Origin of the sequence: Methanobrevibacter thaueri (genome assembly GCF_015062915.1) — an archaeon.
Taxonomy (GTDB): domain Archaea; phylum Methanobacteriota; class Methanobacteria; order Methanobacteriales; family Methanobacteriaceae; genus Methanocatella; species Methanocatella thaueri_B.
In genome coordinates, this window is the sequence record NZ_SUTJ01000006.1 from 1 (window position 1) to 17,707 (window position 17,707).

The window sequence follows — 17,707 nt, forward strand, 5'->3', positions numbered from 1 at the left end:
GAATATACGAAAAATAATTGAAATTAAGCCTAAAAATTTTTTGACAAAAAATCAAAAATCAATTTTGGCGGACACCCAAAAATAATATTTATAATAATTCATTCATTTGTAACTAAATTTTAACAATCAAAACATTAAAATACTATAAAAAAGAATTATTATTTAAGAATTTAATTTCAAATGTAATTAATTTTTTTCACCGTCATTTTTGAACGGTTTAAATTCATAAGGTGTTTAAAAGAAAAAGTTTCCAAATATACCTATTAGGGGGATAATCTTATTCTCTCTTTAATCATGTTCTTTTGAACACCTTATTTTTTTCATCTTGTTTTTATAAGATTTATTAACAATTAATAATATATCTAAATACAATGCTAGTTTTAAAAAAGATTAAAAAACAGTGGAGACTATATCCGATAGGTTCGCCGAAAAATGCACTGAACCATAAGAGGGAACCTGAATTTGTTGGAAACATCAAGTTCTCACATGACGGCGACACATTATCAATATCAAGATTCGTGGCGGATTATAACTTCAAGGACAACTCCACTTTAAATGAAAAGCTCATGCCTCCGGGAGAGGTAATTAAGCTATTGCGTTCACAGGCGGTTTTTCTAGCGACAAGAGATAAGAAGGTTGAGGATTTCCTGAAATCCCTGAACATCAAGGTAAGGCACACTCAGGTATGTGATTTCTGTGCCTATGACGGAAACATTACCATAGTCAATTCGGATTATTCATATAAGCATAACAATCAATTGATCTGCAGGGACTGTGCACATGACACCATAAAGCAGGAAATAAAGCTTCAAGGGTTTGATAAAAAGATTTTCAGAAACCTGAAATCCACACTTGAAAAGACAGGAAGCCTTGAAAAGACATTGTCCGTGCTTGACCCTCATTTCGACCCATTGAAAAACCGTAAATTAACTTTATTCGACAAGACAAGAAAGTCAAAGCATATCATCCCTCCAATTGACATGAAAAGGTTAAAGATTGACAAGAGGTTCAAGGAGGTGTTGCTTGAGTCCGGAAACACCAAGCTATTGCCGGTCCAGTATCTTGCAATCAAGGAAGGGCTTTTAAAAGGAGAGGACCTTTTGGTAGTGAGTGCTACAGGTTCAGGTAAGACACTTGTCGGTGAGCTTGCAGGTATTTCAAAGGCTCTTAAGGGCAAGAAATTCGTTTTCCTAACTCCACTGGTCGCCCTTGCAAATCAGAAATATCGTGATTTCAAAAGGAAATACTCAAAGCTTGGATTGAAGGTTGCAATCAAGGTCGGAAGAAACAGGGTGAAGGCGAAAGGAGAGCTGAACCTGCCGGACAGTGATGTTTCAAAGGCAGACATTGTTGTGGCCACCTATGAGGGAATAGATTATCTTTTGAGAAACGGAAACTCACAAAGCCTGTCCAATCTAGGTGTGGTGCTGATAGATGAGATTCACATGATTGATGATGAGGACAGGGGAACACGTCTAAACGGCCTTATAAAACGTGTAAAGCACCTGTACCCTAAAACCCAAATAATAGGATTGTCTGCAACCGTGAAAAACCCTGACTTTTTAGCCAGTGAGTTCAACATGAAGCTTGTCGAATACTCAGAGCGTCCAGTGCCTCTGGAAAGACATTTGGTGTATGTTAGAAACGAATCCTCCAAAAGGCACATCATGCAGAAACTGGTAAAAAGGGAGTACAACACCAAATCCAAAAAGGGATATCGTGGACAGACCATAATATTTACAAATTCAAGGCGAAAAACCCATCAAATCGCCAATTACCTCTCAAACAAGCGCATAAATGCACAGGCATACCATGCGGGATTGTCATATTATAAAAAGGAAAAGATTGAAAAGGACTTTGACAAGGGTAAAATCTCCTGTGTAGTCACAACAGCAGCCCTTGCTGCAGGTGTGGATTTCCCAGCTTCACAGGTCATATTCGACTCACTGGTGATGGGTAACAAGTGGATTAATCCGAATGAGTTTTCACAGATGCTCGGGCGTGCCGGAAGGCCATCCTATCACGACCGTGGTATAGTATATCTTCTTCCTGAAGTTGGCAATGATTTTCAGGGAGAATCCGAAGAGGCCATGGCATTGGATTTGCTTGAAAGCAACAGCGATGACGTTTACATTGAATATGATGAGGAATCAGCATATGAGCAGATTCTTGCTGACATATCCTCAACATCCATCCAATCAACAAACGAGCTCAATAAGTTCTACAAGAACATTGACGTGCCGATAAGCATAAAGATTGCCGTTGATGAGATGGAGGATTTAGATTTAATCAATCGCATGGCAAACCGGTTGGAGGTCACCAGATACGGAAGGGCAACATCAGTCTCATTCCTTTCAATTCCTGAAGCTGAATTCATCAAAACCACTTTAAATGATAGAAATTACTTGAAGCATTATGTCGGACACTCTCCTATGTATAAGAAAAAGGAAAAGTACGATAAGCTCAAGGTGCTGATTCTTGCAATGGCAATGGACCTGGAGATGTTTGAAAACGCTTATCTTTCAAGCGTCATCCACAATCAGATATCAAACGCATTGAAAATCAAGTTCTCAACAAGGCTGTTTGCAGAATCCACCCTAGACATAATATCAAGCGGAGAGGCCATTGACAAGGTAGACAAGAAATTCCAGGATGCATTAATCCAATTGCAGACAGATTTCATGCAGTGCAGGTGTCAGGAAAGACCGTTCTGCCAATGCCTGCAGAGGGGAATATCAGAGGTAATCGTCCATGAGAGGCTCAAGGGAAAGGACCCTCAAGACATTTCAAACAAGCTCTTCAGGAAATACCAGATACAGGTCTATCCGGGAGACATATTCTCATGGCTGGACAATTTCGTCAAGAATCTGGATGCAATCAAAAGGATTGCTCAAGCTTACAATAAAAGAAATATAGTTAAAAAAACAAACTACTTAATTAAGAAAATTGAAAATGGGTGAACATCAATGTATGCAGAAGAAAAAATATTGGTCGGATGCAATGACAACACCAATGTGTTTTTATTGCCTAAACTGGCAAACCGTCACGGTCTGATTGCCGGTGCAACCGGAACTGGTAAAACAATAACCTTAAAAACCTTAGCAGAATCATTTTCTGATATGGGCGTGCCTGTATTCTTGGCGGATATGAAAGGGGACATTTCAGGACTTGCTAAAATAGGTTCAGAAACAGAAAAAATCAAGACTAATGTTGACAAGTACGGTCTTGCAGATAAAGGATTCAAATATCAGCAATATCCTGTGGAGTTCTGGGATTTATTCGGTGAAAAAGGTCTTCCCGTAAGGGTGACAATGTCTGAAATGGGACCGATTTTACTGGGTAAAATCTTAAATCTCTCAGAAGCCCAGCAAGGGGTATTGAATATAGTGTTCAAGGTGGCTGATGAGAAATCATTGTTCATCATTGACATGAAAGATTTGAAATCAATGATCAATCACGTTGTTGAAAATAAGGCGGAATATGAAAGTCAATACGGTGCCATTGCTGAAAAATCAGCAAATACAATCTTAAGGAATTTAATCACCCTTGAAGACCAAGGGGGAGACATGTTCTTCGGAGAGCCAGCTCTTGATTTGAACGATTTCATGAGGGTTGATGAAAACGGCAAGGGTATTATCAACGTATTGGACTCACAGAAACTTTCCCTATCTCCTGAAATCTACTCAACATTCCTCTTATGGATGCTTTCCAATCTCTATCAAAACCTTCCAGAAGTAGGGGATATGGACAAGCCTAAATTCGTATTCTTCTTTGATGAAGCTCATTTGCTGTTTGATGACATGACTCCTGAACTTGGTAAGAAAATCGAACAGATCGTAAGATTGATCCGTTCAAAAGGAGTAGGGTTATATTTCATATCACAATCTCCTGCAGACATCCCCGATGATATATTGGCACAGCTTGGAAACCGTGTTCAACATGCACTTCATGCATATACTCCAAAAGACCAAAAGGCAGTTAAGGTTGCAGCCGAAACATTCCGTCCAAACCCTGAATTCGACACTGCAAGCGTAATTTCAGAACTTGGAATCGGTCAGGCACTAGTTTCCGTATTGGAGGAAGGCGGTGTGCCTGGAATAGTTCAAAAAGTCGATATAGTGCCTCCACAAAGTTATATCGGAGCCATTGATGATGCTATGAGAAGTGAACTGATAAGTTTGTCAGAGCTCAAATCAAAATATTGGGAAGCTGTTGACCCTCTTTCAGCTTATGAGATGCTTCTTGAAAAGGTTGATTCAAACCCTAATGTTGAAAGTGAAGTTGCACAAATCGACAAGCAAATCATCGAGGAAGCAAAGGTTGAAGTTGAAAATCAGCCTGAACCTGTCCAAGAGGCTCCTGAACAAGCCCAAAATCCTAATGCCGGTGATGTAATCGGAGGTATTTTAGGAACCGTTTTAGGCGGTCAGCAACCTGCCAGCGGCAAGAAGACTAAAAAGTCCGCTCAACAAAAAGCAATTGAAAAGGCTGCTTCACAGGCCATGAACACTGCTGCTCGTGAAGTCACCAAGGGAATCATGAGAGGAATATTCGGCCAAATGAAATAAAGGTGATATGATGGCCCATCCTCATAAAGACGCAATTGCAAGAATGCCTGCCTCCTCATTGATTGGTGTCATTGAGGAGTCCAAAATGACTTATGTACGGGAAAACCTAAGCGTTTTCCTTCATGAAAGTCAAATAAAACTCCTTAAACAGGTCAAGAAACATCAAAAGCCTCATCACAAAAGGATTAGGGTAAAGCAATATCAAAAGGCTGAAAAGGACGATTTGTTCAATCTTCATTTGGACCTCTACCTGAAAAAGTATGGGAAGCTCGCCAAGAAAGGATTGATTGAAATAGATGAAAATCCAGACAGTGGCCTTCCTTATGACTGTGAACTTACTCCTAATGGCATTGAAGTTCTTGATGAGATATCCGCTCTTGAAAATGAATGGGAAAATGTTGTAGGTATTGATGGCGAAGCAAAAGAAGTCCTAAAGGAAATTGCACTCAATTCATTTGAAATTAGTTATAGACATAAGAAAAAGCAGAGATTCATTTTTTAAAAAATTTGTAATCCATGGCTATTGAATCATAGGCATTTTTCACCTGTTCAATAGCTTCTCTTCTATTTTTGAAATAATACAAGTGACTTTCACAGTCACAATCTGAACATCCGAAATTTTTCACTCCAATTGCTCTAGTTTTAAGGAATTCAGATATATCACACTCTACCTTTTTATCGATGTTGTAGATAATGTCAAGTATTTTAGAGTTATCATCTTTTAAAAGATAGTCTATATGCCAATGTAGTTTTTTATCATCACTCAAATGTCTTTTAAGACGTGATTCCAATGAGTTCATGGCTGAGCCTACATAAACATAAATTCCTCTTTTGAATTCCATGGGTCCCAGTTTCGAACCTATCCTGATTTCGGATTTTCTCTTGACATGTATTATCAAGCAATAGCAGCCTTTCATCTTCACACAAAACTTTTATTAATTTTTTCAATCTAAATTATATTTATGATTTTCAAACTTAAAAGTAGGGGCCATAAGAATGTAACCTCACTTCACAAGTCCACCTTTGAAGTAACAAAGGATGTTGAAATCGGGCCGACTGCAGACTGCATTGTTGGAACATCAGCGGACAAGTCAATGCTGAACTTTCCTGAGGAGTTCAAGGACAAGATTGCTAATTCAGATACCAGAATAACAGTCATTCTTGATACGGAAAATGGGCATGATGAAATAAACGGTTTTGGCCATGAGGACTTGACATTAACTCATCCTACTGACATTGTCTGCAGAACCAGTGACTATACCTGTTCACGCACATTGATGATTAGGGCAGACAAGGCTGCAAGGGATCTTGACAGCAACCTTATTGATGATTTAAAAAATGAAAAAATCATGGATGTAACTATAAAATTGTGCTAATAATAGTTAACTTTATATAATGTAAAAAACATACTCTTTAATAACCACTTTTGTTATATGCGGGGGTGGTCGAGCGGTCAAAGGCGCTAGGTTGAGGGCCTAGTGGGTCAGTCCCTTCGCGGGTTCAAGTCCCGTCCCCCGCACCATTTATATAAATTTTTTTTTAAGGTAATTTTTATATTCCATTACTCTATAAATATTATTATGAATCAAATTGCTCAGAAATTTTTTAAAAATAAACTTATTTTATGCGCATTGCTTTTTCTACTGCTGATGACCCTTTCAACAGTTAGTGCTAGTGAAAATGGCACAGATGAGTCTAATGTCATGGACATTCCAGGTTTTAATGATCTGTCCGATAAGATTAACAATACAGATGACACAGTCACATTAGATTCAGATTATGAATACAAAAACGGTACCGATAAGGAAATCGTCATTTCCAAGCCTGTGACAATAGATGGTTCAGGACACACAATAGATGCTAAGAAGTCATCAAGGATATTCAATGTAACCGCTGACAATGTTGTTATAAAGAATATTCGATTTGTCAATGGAAATGCCTTGGGAAACTATTTCAGGTCTGATGTTGGAGGTGGCGCCATTTACTGGAGTGGTGCAAATGGAATTTTGGAAAACTGCACATTCATCAACAACACCGGCAGCGGAATCGAGGATGATCCATTCGATAAGGAAGAAATCATAGTCAATGAGGACGGTTCCATAACTCATATCTATCGTTTCAGACCTATGGGAGCTCGTATCAATCAGGGAGGAGCCATACTATGGGAAGGTGATAATGGTACTGTTGTAGATTGCGGTTTCAACCACAATGATGTCGGTTATCCAAATGGAGGAGGTGCAATCTGCTGGAGAGGTAATGATGGTAAGATTATAGGCTCTTCATTTGTGGACAATGGAGGATGGACAGGTTCGGCTGTTGAATGGAGAGGAGCGAACGGGTCAATATTTTCATCAAAATTTATGAATTGGGGCATAAGCGACAATGGAATTTTCTGGGCTGGTGAAAATGGAACCATTAGAAATTCAATTTTAATCTCTCCTGATGGAAGAAGGGTTGTTCACAGCTATTCTGACAGTCTTGATGCCAACTATAACTATTGGGGTGATTCAATCGATAATCCTGATCAATATCTCAAACCGGATGATGTTGAATATTGGTATGCAAGTGAAAGTAATGTAACCAGTTTTGAGGACTTGGAATTGAACAGCTCATTTGTATTGGTGAAAAGCACTGAAAAGATTAGTGAAAAAATCATCTCAAGTGACTTGAAAGTTTACTACAACTCCAACGGCAAGTTCAATATTCAGGTTTACGACAAGCATGGAAAACCCGCAATTTTTGAGGATGTTAAATTTTACATCAACAACCATGAATACTCATTCATGACTGATGATAATGGAATTGCAACATTAAAGATTAAAGAAAAGCCTGGGAAATACACAATCTTTTCACAGTATGGTGATGTCATTGTCAAAAACAAAATCACCGTTAAAAGCGTATTGATAACTAAAAACTTGTCAAAAAAGGTTAAGAAATCTGCTAAATTCAATGTTAAAGTGTTAAACTCCAAGGGAAAGGCCTATAAAAATCAAGTTGTCAAAATCAAGTTCAAAAGCAAGACATATAAAATCAAAACAAACAAGAAGGGCATTGCAGCATTCAAGGTTTCAAAAAAATTGAGGGTTGGAAAATATGTCATCAAGACAACTTATAAGGGTCTAACAAATTCAAATAAAATTGTAGTTAAAAAATAACTACATTTCTCTCTTTTTTTTCAAATTAATAATTATTTATTTATAATAATTAAACCAAAAATTATATTAATAAACTTTTATGGTGATAATTTATGAAAGCTGTAATTCCAGCAGCAGGTTTCGGAACAAGATTCTTGCCTGCTACTAAAGCGCAACCTAAGGAAATGTTGCCAGTTTATGATAAACCAACAATTCAATACGTTATTGAAGAGGCAGTGGCTTCAGGTATTGACGATATTTTGATTGTAACCGGTAGAAACAAAAGATCAATTGAAGACCACTTCGACAAGTCATTCGAACTTGAACAGACCCTTCAAAGCGCAGGAAAGGATGACAGGTTAAGGCAAGTTCGTGCAATCACTGATTTGGCTGACATATGCTATGTAAGGCAAAAGGAGCAAAAGGGTCTTGGAGATGCTATCTACTGTGCTAAAAAGCATGTCGGCGGAGAGCCATTCGCAGTTCTTTTAGGAGATTCAATCACTAAAGGACCTACTCCATGCACAAAACAACTTATGGATGTCTATGATAAATATGGAGCTTCAGCAATTTCCCTTGAAGAGGTTCCTAGAGAAAAAGTCGAAAGGTACGGTATCATCAAGGGAACAGAAGTTGAGGATAACGTTTATAACATTGAAAAATTGGTTGAAAAGCCATTGGCTCATCAAGCACCATCCAATCTTGCTATTATGGGTCGTTATGTCTTATCTCCTGATATTTTTGATAAAATCGATGAGACAGAACCTGGTGTTGGCGGTGAAATACAGCTCACCGATGCCCTTCAAAAGCTCGATGCCATCTACGGTGTCACCTTTGAGGGAAAAACCTATGACATAGGTAACAGGTTTGAATGGTTAAAGACTTCCATTGAGTTTGCAATGGATGATCCTGAGTCAAAGGATGCTTTAATCGACTATATGAGAGAAATGATTAATGAATATAAATAGTTACATACTGTAACTATCCTTTTTTTTCTTTGATTTTTATGCAGAATAGATTGATCAAAAAGACAGGCGATGAAGTCTCTCCATTGGGTTTTGGAGCTATGAGATTGCCTTTAAAAAACGGTAAAATCGACAGGGATAAAGCAAGACAACAAATCTATTATGCAATTGACAATGGAATCAATTTCATTGACACTGCTTATCTTTATGGCGACAGCGAGAAGTTTCTAGGTGAAATTCTTCAGGGAGAATATGCAGATAAGGTTAAAATCTGCACCAAGCTTCCATCCATTCAGGTAAGGAAATACGAGGATATGGAATACTTCCTAGATGAACAGCTCAAAAGGCTTCAAAGGGATTGCATAGACTATTACCTGATTCATTCAGTCGACTTGAAGACAGTAAACAGGCTGCTTAAGAAGGGTTTGTTTGAATTCTTAAGCAAGGCCAAGCGAGAAGGAAAAATCAGCCACGTGGGCTTTTCATACCATGGGGTCAAGGAGGAATTCGACCTTCTCATTGACGGTTATGACTGGGATGTTGTCATGGTACAGTACAATTACTTTGATGAGAACGTCCAGGCAAGCATTGAGGGAATAGAGTATGCTGCATCAAAGGGGATGGGTGTTTTCGTAATGGAACCTTTAAAGGGTGGGATACTTGCAGGAAAAATGCCTAAAGAGGCTGAAGAAATATTTAAAAAAGCTGACCCTGACAAGACCACTGCCCAATGGGCAATGCAATGGGTATTGAACAATCGCAATGTCAGCTGCGTATTTTCAGGAATGAATTCCATGGAGCAAATCAGGGACAATATCGCAATTGCTGATGTGACAACTCCAATGTCAATGACATTTGAGGAGCTTGAAACAGTGGAGCTTGTAAAAAGGGTAATGAAGAACTCCCTTAGGATTAACTGCTCCACCTGCGGGTATTGCATGCCATGCCCACGTGGAGTCAATATTCCGGAATGTTTGAAAATATACAATGAAAAGTATCTATTTGACCATAAGGGTTTCATAAACCAGTCATTCATGGATTACTATCAGTACGTTGGGGGAATAATGGGCAAGGCAGGAAATGCCGGATTGTGCAATGGCTGTGGAAAGTGCCTTAGAAAATGTCCTCAAAAGCTTGACATTATCTCTGAGCTTAAAAAGGTTAAAAAGGAATTTGAAATACCTGGATTCAGATTCATATTGCCTATTGCAAAGGGCATTGGAATTCCGCTGTATAATCAAATAGTTAAACTTCTAAACCGTTAGTTGTATCTTAACAAAAGATACAATCTTATTCTTATTTTGTCTTCCACTTCCATCCATTCAATGGATTTTTGAAAATCAATGCTGTCATTCCACACATTTTTCCTGATAATATCACTTGTCTCAGTGTATTTTTCACTGTCTCTTTGCTCTTTTAACTGGTCATAGTAGTCATATGGCATAACAATCACTTTAAATATTAATTAAGTATATTATATTTGCCTATTTTTTATTTAAAGCTTGTTGAAGCCACTTCGTAAAATTGTTCCCGTTACACCAAAGTATTTAAAGGTTTCGATTAACTATATGATTATATATTTTGAAAACCAAAAGTAATACAAGGTGAAAAAATGAAACTTGAAGAATTAGTAGCACCATGTCCAAAATGTGGTTCAAAAGATAAGATTGCTCACAGAAGAATGTTGGATAATCACAGGGCTCACGCAGAAATGGATACTGTAAAATGTGAAGAATGCGGTTACATATTTTTCGTAAATGAGAACATGGACCCGGATGAGAAAAAACAATTATTAAATGAATTAAACAAGATACACGGTTAAAATGACATTTCATGTAATGATTATCCCCACCCTTAACTGTCCATCAAACTGCAAGTACTGCTGGGGATCTGAAAACAAAAAGGAAATGATGGATTTGGAAATAATCGACCAAATCGTCGAATGGCTGAAAGACTTCAGGGACGACAAGGTTCATTTCACATTCCATGGAGGAGAGCCTCTACTTGCCGGATATGACTTCTACGAGGCAGCATTGGAAAAGCTGTCCAAGCTGGATAATTTTGAAGGATTTTCACTTCAAAGCAACATCTGGCTATTGTCCGAAGAGCTCATTGACCTGTTTTTAAAATACAATGTTGTTGTAAGCACAAGCATTGACGGGCCAAAACAAATCAATGACTTCCAAAGGGGAGAAGGATACTTCGATAAGACCATGGCCAAATTCAGATTAGCTAAGGAAAAAGGATTAATTATTAACTTCGTATTGACCGTAACTGACTATTCAAAGGATTTCTCCGATGAATTGTATGAATTCTTTAAAAGTGAACAGATGAATCTTAAAATCCATGCTGCGCTCCCGTCCCTTAGAGGGGACAATGCAGACCCATGGGCACTTGACCAGGAAGAGCACGGTAAACTACTCATTGACTGGTTGGACAAGTACCTTTATGACCTGGATAAGTTCACAGTAATGGATTTGGACCATATCTGCAAGTCATCTCTTAGAAGAAGAGGAACATTATGCACATTTGCCGACTGTATCGGTACAACTCTTGCAGTGGGTTCCGACGGTTCAATCTATCCGTGCTACAGGTTTGTCGGAATGCCTGAATATGTATTGGGCAATGTGGCTACAAATCCTAGTTTTGACGATTTGAAAACCTCTGATGCATGGGCTAAGCTTATGGAATTCAGGGATTATGTTGATGAAAACTGTAAATCATGCAAATACGTTAAATACTGTGAAGGAGGATGTCCTTACAATGCAATCGTTGCATATCAGACACCACAGGCGGTAGATCCTCAATGCACAGCATACAAGATGATTTTCGGTGAGGTTTCAAAAAGAATGAATAAGGAATTTGCCCGTTCAGCCTTTGGAATGGGTGCGCCTGTTGAAAGAAAAGAGGGAGATCCGTTCAGCATAATGGACCTTGCGATGAAGCCTTAGTGGTGTTTTATGAGGGATGAGCTTTTGGAAAGACTGTCTGAATTGGAACATGAACAGTGGTGTGAATGGTCCAGTCATCTTTCCCAAGAGTTGTCTTCATTGCTTGTCATTTTGGATAAGCTTGATGATGAGTTAAGTGATGAAGACAAGCAAACTATTTTTAATATCAAATCCAAGTTAAATAGGTGGAATGAGCTACAGATTCCATATTCCGAACTGTCCGAAGAGGAAAAGGAAAAGGATAGGGTTTATGCCCGAAAAATCATCAGTATTTTAGATGATGAAATCTAATTTTTACATTTTGTAATACTTAGTATATAAATGATTTTTAAAAAAGTAATACTTTTATATATGTCCTCTTGCATAATTATTAATAGTAATACTTAGTATTTAAAAGAATTAAAAAAAAGTAATACTTTTTAATCTAAAACAATTATTCAAGAAGGTGTAAAATGTGATTGATGAAATAACTGATTTTTTATTTGGCTTGAAAATGACTATTCTCTCAGGTATATTTCTATTGATTGCAATAATTTTCATGATATTCGGAATAGACACTCCCGTTTACCTCAACCCTGCTTGGGGAACAGTAATTATAAGTGGTATTCCGATGTTGCTTCTGGCAATGACCAGATTAATCCGTGAAAAATGGATTTCATCTGCACTACTGATTGCAATAGCAATGGTGGCATCACTGCTGATTGGCGAGATATTCGCTGCAGGTGAAGTCGCATGGATCATGGCATTAGGTGCTCTTTTAGAGGACTGGACAGTTGAAAGGGCTAAGAAAGGTTTAAGAAACCTCATCAACTTGACTCCACAAACAGGAAGAAGAATAATTGACGGCGTTGAGGAAGTTGTTCCTGTTGATGAAATCAAAATCGGAGATACCTTAAGGATTCTTCCGGGTGAAAGCGTACCTGTGGATGGTGAAATAATAAGCGGTACAACCTCACTTGACCAGTCAATCATGACTGGGGAATCATTGCCAATTGATAAGGAAGTGGGCGATGAGGTATTCTGCGGAACAATGAACATGTACGGAGCAATTGACATAAAAGCAACCAGTTTAGGTGAAAACTCCTCACTTCAAAAACTGATTGACCTTGTAAAGGCAGCCGATGAAAAGCAGGCTCCAACACAAAGGATTGCAGACAAATGGGCAACATGGCTTGTTCCTGTTGCACTGATAATTGCAATTGTGGCATGGCTTGTAACCGGCAACATCGAAAGGGGAGTGACAGTTCTGGTAGTGTTCTGCCCATGTGCATTGATACTTGCTACACCAACTGCAATCATGGCCGCTATCGGTCAGGCAACAAAGTATGGTGTATTAATCAAATCCGGTGAAGCACTTGAGACATTAGGTGGCCTAAATACTTTAGTGTTCGACAAGACCGGTACTTTAACTTACGGTAATTTAGAAGTTTCTGATGTTATCTCCCTCAGGGAGGATTTGACTGATTTGGACTTGCTTAAGCTCACAGCATCATGTGAAAAGTTAAGCGAACACCCATTGGCTAAGGCCGTTGTAAACAATGCAAAAGAAGCTGAAATAGATATTGAAGAACCAAAAGACTTCAAGATGTACCCTGGTAAGGGAGTCACTTGTGAAAACTCTTTTGGTATTGTATATGCAGGAAACTCCAAATTTCTCAATGAAAATAATATAAAAGTTGATATTGATGACTATTTAAACAAGCTGAAAAGCGAAGGAAAAGCTTCAATTATTGTTGCATTAAACGGTGAAGTTGTGGGATTAATCGGTTTATCTGATGTGATACGTGAAGATTCCAAAGGCATGATAGAAAACTTGCATGAATTGGGTACTGAAACCATATTGCTCACTGGAGATAACACAGAAACTGCTAATTACTTCGCTTCACAAGTCGGAATCGGCAAGGTTTTTGGAAATCTCTTGCCTGAAGAGAAACTCTCATGGATTGAGAAACTTAAAGGCGAAGGCAAAAAGGTCTGCATGATTGGTGATGGTGTGAATGACGCTCCTGCACTTAAAACCGCAGATGTAAGTGTGGCGATGGGATCCGTTGGAAGTGACGTGGCCATTGAGGCTGCAGACATTGCGCTTTTAGGTGATGATATCGGTAAAATACCATATCTCAAAAAGCTTTCAAACTCAACATTATTCACAATCAAGGCCAACATTGCAATCTCAATGACAATCAACGCAGTTGCGATAATATGTTCAGTGCTTGGATTGCTGAATCCTGTAACAGGAGCTATCGTGCACAATGCAGGCTCATGTTTGGTGGTTTTAAATGCAGCATTGCTTTATGACAGGCATTTCGATGACTCAATCAAAAAGATAGACACTGAAAACGTCGAGCATTCCCATTATCATTTCCACAATGATGGCGAACACACTCACTCTCATGACGGAATTGAGATAATTGATGAAATCGAAACCGAAAATGGAATCAAGCATATGCACGCACACAAGCATGCATTGGACAGACAAAGTTGTGAACCATATCACAACTAATTCTTTTCTTTTTTGTAAATTTTATTTTACTTATTTTTTTTAAATATCCAAATTCTTAAATATTTAAATGATTAATCTTATTGTAGGTAGTAACATGAACGATAAAATAATATTAGGGCTTCCAAAGGGAAGTTTGAATAATGTGAAAAGAGGCAACACTCACCAGCTTTTTGTCGATGCAGGTTATGAAGTGAAAGGATACGAGCCTGGTGACGAGTCCTATGAAATTGAAATTTTAAATGATGATGAAATCAAGGCTTTTCTAACCCGTCCGCAATCCACTCCCGTTGAACTGAACAGGGGAATGGTTGACATTGCAATTGTCGGTGAGGACTGGATTAAAGAGGAATCAGTTTTAAGAAAGACAAGCACAATTAAAATCGGTGACTTGGATTATGGTAAGACCCGTTTGATCGTTGCTGTTCCTAACGATTCACCCTATGATAGTCTATCAGATTTATTCAGGGCAAACAAGGATAGAAAAACTCCAATTCTATGTTTCACTGAATATCCAAACTTGACCAGAAAATTCATCATGGAAAATGAAGTTTACCAGGAATTATACGGCGATTCAGTACCGTTTGTTCAGGTAAGAGGCTTGACCGATGGAGACAATGAGATGGTTCAGGTCATAAACTCAGACGGTGCAACAGAAGTTTACATTGCAAAAGGTGCTGATTTGATTGTTGACAACACCCAAACCGGAAGCAGCCTCAAAAAGGCAGGGTTGAAGGAAATAGAAACAATCTTGCACTCTTCAGCAGGCCTGTATGCTGGTGTGAGCTGTACCGGCGAGAAGCTCGAAAAGGCAAAAATGATTTATGAGCAATTGCTTGGGGCAATCACCGCTAAAAAATACTTCGATGTAAAATTCAACATTGCAAATGAAAAGATTGAAGAGGTTTCTAATTATCTAATTGAAAACAAGCTTTGTGCAGATGAGCCTACAATAACTCCAGGTTCTGATTTTTCACAAATCAATGTTTTAATTCCAAAATCAAAATTCCCTGAAATGGTTGATGCCATTAAAGGATTTGATGCAACTTCAATCATCAGAAATGATTTGAAACAACTCATAGAGTAAAATCATTTCACTCTCTTTTTTTCTCATTTTTAAATTATCATTATTTATCATTAACATTTATAAATCATACTTTACATAAATATTTATATTATATTACTCGAAGGGGATAAACATGTTAACATCCGTTCAAAAAGAAATTTTACAAACACTGATTAATTTATATCAATCCTCCAATGGCAAGTCTATTAAGGGAGAGGATATTGCTGAGGTTATGAATAGGAACCCTGGAACAATACGTAACCAGATGCAATCATTAAGAAGTTTAAGTCTAGTTAAGGGAGTACCTGGACCTAGAGGAGGATATAAACCAACAATTGAGGCTTATCATGCCTTAAACATTTCAGTTTCTGACAATGATTCGATTGTACCTATCTTTAAAAACGGCCAAAAGGTGGAGGACATTTCCGTTGCAAAGATAGAGTTCACAAGTGTTCCTCAACCTGGGGAATGTGAAGCTGCAATTAAGGTTTTGGGAAGCATTAAGGATTTGAATTTGGGAGATACCATAAGAATCGGTCCGACTCCAGTAAACAACTTGGGAGTAATAGGAAAGATTGTCGGAAGAGATGATATGGACAATATCCTGCTTGTTGACACACAAACAATAAGAAGCATTCCAAAGCTGACCGTAGGAGACATTGCAAGCCGTGACGTAATATCATTCAGTCCGAGCTGTTCTGTAAAGGAGGCAGCCAGGAAATTTGTCAGCAATAGCATTGACGGAGCTCCTGTAATCAAGGATGGAAAGGTTGTGGGAGTGTTTACCTTAAGCGATCTGGTAAAGGCAATCGCCAATGATGATGAGGATAAGGCTGTAGAGGAATTGATGTCAACAAATGTGGTAATAGTCAATGAGGATTTAAAAATTGCAAATGCCATTGAGGTAATGCGTAAAAAATCAATTTCCAGATTAATCATAGCCGATAATAATCAAGTTCTACTTGGAATTGTTACAAGAACAGATTTAATTGAAAGCATTACCAATTTAAAGGAATTCCCAGTTAATACAAATTAATTTTAAAGTGATTTAATGAAAGTGAATCAGATTGATGTAGACAGCAGTATGAAAGTAATTGATTTGATAAATCAATTTGATGATTCAGGTGTTTTAGGTGCAGGCAGAGTAGCAAGAGCCTGCAATATACTGGCCGAAATGATCCAGGATGATGACATGAGCGTATTCATGAGCCTTGGAGGGCCATTGATACCTGGTGGAATGAGAAACATAGTAACAAAAATGATTAACGAGGGTCATGTGGATTTGATAATATCAAGCGGAGCCAATATCACTCATGATCTTGTAGAGGCCTTTGGAGGATCTCATTATCGCCATGAAGGAAAGGATGATGAGGAATTAAACGAAGAGGGCATTGGCAGAATCGCAGACATTAACGTTGGCTCTGATGACTTTACACTATTTGAAAGCGAAATAACAAAAATCTTTGAGGAAATTTCCTCTAAAAAACAAGTAATCTCAATTCAGGAGTTGCTGTATGAAATAGGCCTTCTGGTTGAAGATGAAAACTCATTTGTCGCCACAGCAGCAAGAAATAACATTCCAATATTTGCACCGGGATTGATAGATTCAATGACAGGTCTTCAATTGTGGATTTTCTCACAGGACCATGATTTTGTAGTAGATGCCGTTGCAGATATGCACTATCTATCAGACATAGTATTCGAATCTGAAAAGGTTGGAGCCGTGCTTTTGGGTGGAGGATTGACAAAACATTACGCATTGGCTTCCAATGTTATTAAAGGCGGTCTTGATGCAGCTATCCAGATTACCATGGACCGGCCTGAGGCCGGAAGTCTTGGTGGGGCTCCATTGGAAGAGGCCAAATCATGGGCAAAAGCAAAATGCGGATCAAATCTAGCTAGTGTAGTTGGCGATGTCACTGTAATTTTCCCATTGATTTATGCAGCTGTCTTAGATAAAATTAAAAGTGATTAGATGAGTTATATTATTTTAGCAATATTGTTTATACTGTCTGGATTTTTCATGAAGTATTCAGACGACTTGTTCGATGTAAATCATGACTTGAAATTTGCGACTGTCCTTGGGGTCATATGCGGATTGGCTTCTGGTGTTGCAGCAATTTATGATGTCGGTGCGGCATATATTTTCATAGCAATTCCAATAGGCAATTTTTTGGCCTTAAAAATAGATGGGGCTCACCATATTGTCACATTGATAGTGTTTATCTTGATTTGCCTGGCTTTCGGAATTCCGCAATTGAGTCTTGTAATACTGTTAATATGTATTCTTGGAACCTTGGCTGATGAGGTTGGTCATGAATTGATAGACACAGTCACACAAAATAAGTTTTTAAACCTGTTTTTCGAATATAGGTTTGTGTTGAAAATAGTATTATGTTTGCTTGCAATTTGCGGAGCATTCAGTATTTGGACATTTGTCTGTTTCCTGCTGTTTGAAATATCCTATGTGATTGCAGGAATTTGTTTTGAAAAGTTTAATTAAAAAAAAGAAGATAAAAAAGG

17 protein-coding genes and 1 tRNA gene are annotated in these 17,707 nt (G+C 38.1%); 16 read left to right on the forward strand and 2 right to left on the reverse strand.

Annotated elements, in window-relative coordinates:
* The first annotated feature begins 371 nt into the window (after positions 1-371).
* The 3 genes from E7Z78_RS05280 to E7Z78_RS05290 are packed head-to-tail and all read left to right on the forward strand — an operon-like array spanning position 372 to position 5,070.
* Positions 372-2,960 (forward strand): DUF5814 domain-containing protein, encoded by a 2,589-nt coding sequence (locus E7Z78_RS05280; RefSeq protein WP_303724136.1) that lies wholly within the window; start codon positions 372-374, stop codon positions 2,958-2,960.
* Between the two features lie 6 nt (positions 2,961-2,966).
* Positions 2,967-4,568: a helicase HerA-like domain-containing protein gene (locus E7Z78_RS05285; RefSeq protein ID WP_303724137.1), complete on the forward strand. Its 1,602-nt coding sequence runs from the start codon at positions 2,967-2,969 to the stop codon at positions 4,566-4,568.
* Between the two features lie 10 nt (positions 4,569-4,578).
* Complete coding sequence (locus tag E7Z78_RS05290) at positions 4,579-5,070, forward strand: hypothetical protein (RefSeq protein WP_303724138.1); 492 nt, start codon at positions 4,579-4,581, stop codon at positions 5,068-5,070.
* Here E7Z78_RS05290 and E7Z78_RS05295 read toward each other — a convergent pair.
* Positions 5,060-5,485, reverse strand: coding sequence for a DUF123 domain-containing protein (locus E7Z78_RS05295; protein WP_303724139.1), 426 nt, complete (start codon positions 5,483-5,485; stop codon positions 5,060-5,062). The two genes, E7Z78_RS05290 and E7Z78_RS05295, sit on opposite strands and share 11 nt — an antisense overlap.
* Positions 5,486-5,530: 45 nt before the next feature.
* Between E7Z78_RS05295 and E7Z78_RS05300 the strand changes: the two genes are divergently transcribed.
* The 5 genes from E7Z78_RS05300 to E7Z78_RS05320 all read left to right on the forward strand — a co-directional run bounded on the left by E7Z78_RS05300 (position 5,531) and on the right by E7Z78_RS05320 (position 9,932).
* A complete protein-coding gene (locus E7Z78_RS05300; protein WP_303724140.1) occupies positions 5,531-5,944 on the forward strand; it encodes a DUF371 domain-containing protein in 414 nt (137 codons plus the stop codon).
* 59 nt (positions 5,945-6,003) lie between these two features.
* A tRNA-Leu gene (locus E7Z78_RS05305) sits at positions 6,004-6,090 on the forward strand.
* Positions 6,091-6,217: 127 nt separating this feature from the next.
* Positions 6,218-7,723: a hypothetical protein gene (locus tag E7Z78_RS05310; RefSeq protein WP_303724141.1), complete on the forward strand. Its 1,506-nt coding sequence runs from the start codon at positions 6,218-6,220 to the stop codon at positions 7,721-7,723.
* A gap of 92 nt (positions 7,724-7,815) precedes the next feature.
* The gene (galU, locus tag E7Z78_RS05315) at positions 7,816-8,670 is read left to right on the forward strand and encodes a UTP--glucose-1-phosphate uridylyltransferase GalU (RefSeq protein ID WP_303724142.1); all 855 of its coding nucleotides are present in this window, start codon (positions 7,816-7,818) and stop codon (positions 8,668-8,670) included.
* Between the two features lie 38 nt (positions 8,671-8,708).
* Positions 8,709-9,932 carry an aldo/keto reductase gene (locus tag E7Z78_RS05320; protein WP_303724143.1) on the forward strand — a complete coding sequence of 408 codons (1,224 nt, stop codon included), beginning with the start codon at positions 8,709-8,711 and terminating at the stop codon, positions 9,930-9,932.
* Here the strand turns inward: E7Z78_RS05320 and E7Z78_RS05325 are convergent.
* Entirely contained in the window at positions 9,929-10,111 is a 183-nt protein-coding gene (locus tag E7Z78_RS05325; protein WP_303724144.1) for a hypothetical protein, read from the reverse strand. The two genes, E7Z78_RS05320 and E7Z78_RS05325, sit on opposite strands and share 4 nt — an antisense overlap.
* Before the next feature lie 168 nt (positions 10,112-10,279).
* On the opposite strand from E7Z78_RS05325, the gene E7Z78_RS05330 reads away from it, so the two are divergent.
* From E7Z78_RS05330 to E7Z78_RS05365, 8 genes are all read left to right on the forward strand, one after another.
* Entirely contained in the window at positions 10,280-10,489 is a 210-nt protein-coding gene (locus tag E7Z78_RS05330) for a TIGR04165 family Cys-rich peptide (RefSeq protein ID WP_303724145.1), read from the forward strand.
* 1 nt (position 10,490) lies between these two features.
* On the forward strand, positions 10,491-11,618 hold the full coding sequence (locus E7Z78_RS05335; RefSeq protein ID WP_303724146.1) for a TIGR04083 family peptide-modifying radical SAM enzyme: 1,128 nt from the start codon (positions 10,491-10,493) through the stop codon (positions 11,616-11,618).
* Positions 11,619-11,627: 9 nt separating this feature from the next.
* Positions 11,628-11,909 (forward strand): hypothetical protein, encoded by a 282-nt coding sequence (locus E7Z78_RS05340; protein ID WP_303724147.1) that lies wholly within the window; start codon positions 11,628-11,630, stop codon positions 11,907-11,909.
* 163 nt (positions 11,910-12,072) lie between these two features.
* Positions 12,073-14,121 (forward strand): cation-translocating P-type ATPase, encoded by a 2,049-nt coding sequence (locus E7Z78_RS05345; RefSeq protein ID WP_303724148.1) that lies wholly within the window; start codon positions 12,073-12,075, stop codon positions 14,119-14,121.
* A gap of 94 nt (positions 14,122-14,215) precedes the next feature.
* Positions 14,216-15,205, forward strand: coding sequence for an ATP phosphoribosyltransferase (locus tag E7Z78_RS05350; RefSeq protein WP_303724149.1), 990 nt, complete (start codon positions 14,216-14,218; stop codon positions 15,203-15,205).
* A gap of 112 nt (positions 15,206-15,317) precedes the next feature.
* On the forward strand, positions 15,318-16,220 hold the full coding sequence (locus E7Z78_RS05355; RefSeq protein ID WP_303724150.1) for a CBS domain-containing protein: 903 nt from the start codon (positions 15,318-15,320) through the stop codon (positions 16,218-16,220).
* Between the two features lie 15 nt (positions 16,221-16,235).
* The gene (locus E7Z78_RS05360) at positions 16,236-17,159 is read left to right on the forward strand and encodes a deoxyhypusine synthase (protein ID WP_303724151.1); all 924 of its coding nucleotides are present in this window, start codon (positions 16,236-16,238) and stop codon (positions 17,157-17,159) included.
* Positions 17,160-17,687, forward strand: a complete 528-nt coding sequence (locus E7Z78_RS05365) for a hypothetical protein (protein WP_303724152.1) — start codon at positions 17,160-17,162, stop codon at positions 17,685-17,687.
* Positions 17,688-17,707: the final 20 nt, after the last annotated feature.

Excerpts from the sequence above, each read along its gene's own strand:
- E7Z78_RS05280 (WP_303724136.1), top strand. The coding sequence starts at position 372 with ATGCTAGTTTTAAAAAAGATTAAAAAACAGTGGAGACTATATCCGATA.
- E7Z78_RS05285 (WP_303724137.1), top strand. The coding sequence starts at position 2,967 with ATGTATGCAGAAGAAAAAATATTGGTCGGATGCAATGACAACACCAAT.
- E7Z78_RS05290 (WP_303724138.1), top strand. The coding sequence starts at position 4,579 with ATGGCCCATCCTCATAAAGACGCAATTGCAAGAATGCCTGCCTCCTCA.
- E7Z78_RS05295 (WP_303724139.1), bottom strand. The coding sequence starts at position 5,485 with ATGAAAGGCTGCTATTGCTTGATAATACATGTCAAGAGAAAATCCGAA.
- E7Z78_RS05300 (WP_303724140.1), top strand. The coding sequence starts at position 5,531 with ATGATTTTCAAACTTAAAAGTAGGGGCCATAAGAATGTAACCTCACTT.
- E7Z78_RS05310 (WP_303724141.1), top strand. The coding sequence starts at position 6,218 with ATGACCCTTTCAACAGTTAGTGCTAGTGAAAATGGCACAGATGAGTCT.
- galU (WP_303724142.1), top strand. The coding sequence starts at position 7,816 with ATGAAAGCTGTAATTCCAGCAGCAGGTTTCGGAACAAGATTCTTGCCT.
- E7Z78_RS05320 (WP_303724143.1), top strand. The coding sequence starts at position 8,709 with ATGCAGAATAGATTGATCAAAAAGACAGGCGATGAAGTCTCTCCATTG.
- E7Z78_RS05325 (WP_303724144.1), bottom strand. The coding sequence starts at position 10,111 with ATGCCATATGACTACTATGACCAGTTAAAAGAGCAAAGAGACAGTGAA.
- E7Z78_RS05330 (WP_303724145.1), top strand. The coding sequence starts at position 10,280 with ATGAAACTTGAAGAATTAGTAGCACCATGTCCAAAATGTGGTTCAAAA.
- E7Z78_RS05335 (WP_303724146.1), top strand. The coding sequence starts at position 10,491 with ATGACATTTCATGTAATGATTATCCCCACCCTTAACTGTCCATCAAAC.
- E7Z78_RS05340 (WP_303724147.1), top strand. The coding sequence starts at position 11,628 with ATGAGGGATGAGCTTTTGGAAAGACTGTCTGAATTGGAACATGAACAG.
- E7Z78_RS05350 (WP_303724149.1), top strand. The coding sequence starts at position 14,216 with ATGAACGATAAAATAATATTAGGGCTTCCAAAGGGAAGTTTGAATAAT.
- E7Z78_RS05355 (WP_303724150.1), top strand. The coding sequence starts at position 15,318 with ATGTTAACATCCGTTCAAAAAGAAATTTTACAAACACTGATTAATTTA.
- E7Z78_RS05360 (WP_303724151.1), top strand. The coding sequence starts at position 16,236 with ATGAAAGTGAATCAGATTGATGTAGACAGCAGTATGAAAGTAATTGAT.
- E7Z78_RS05365 (WP_303724152.1), top strand. The coding sequence starts at position 17,160 with ATGAGTTATATTATTTTAGCAATATTGTTTATACTGTCTGGATTTTTC.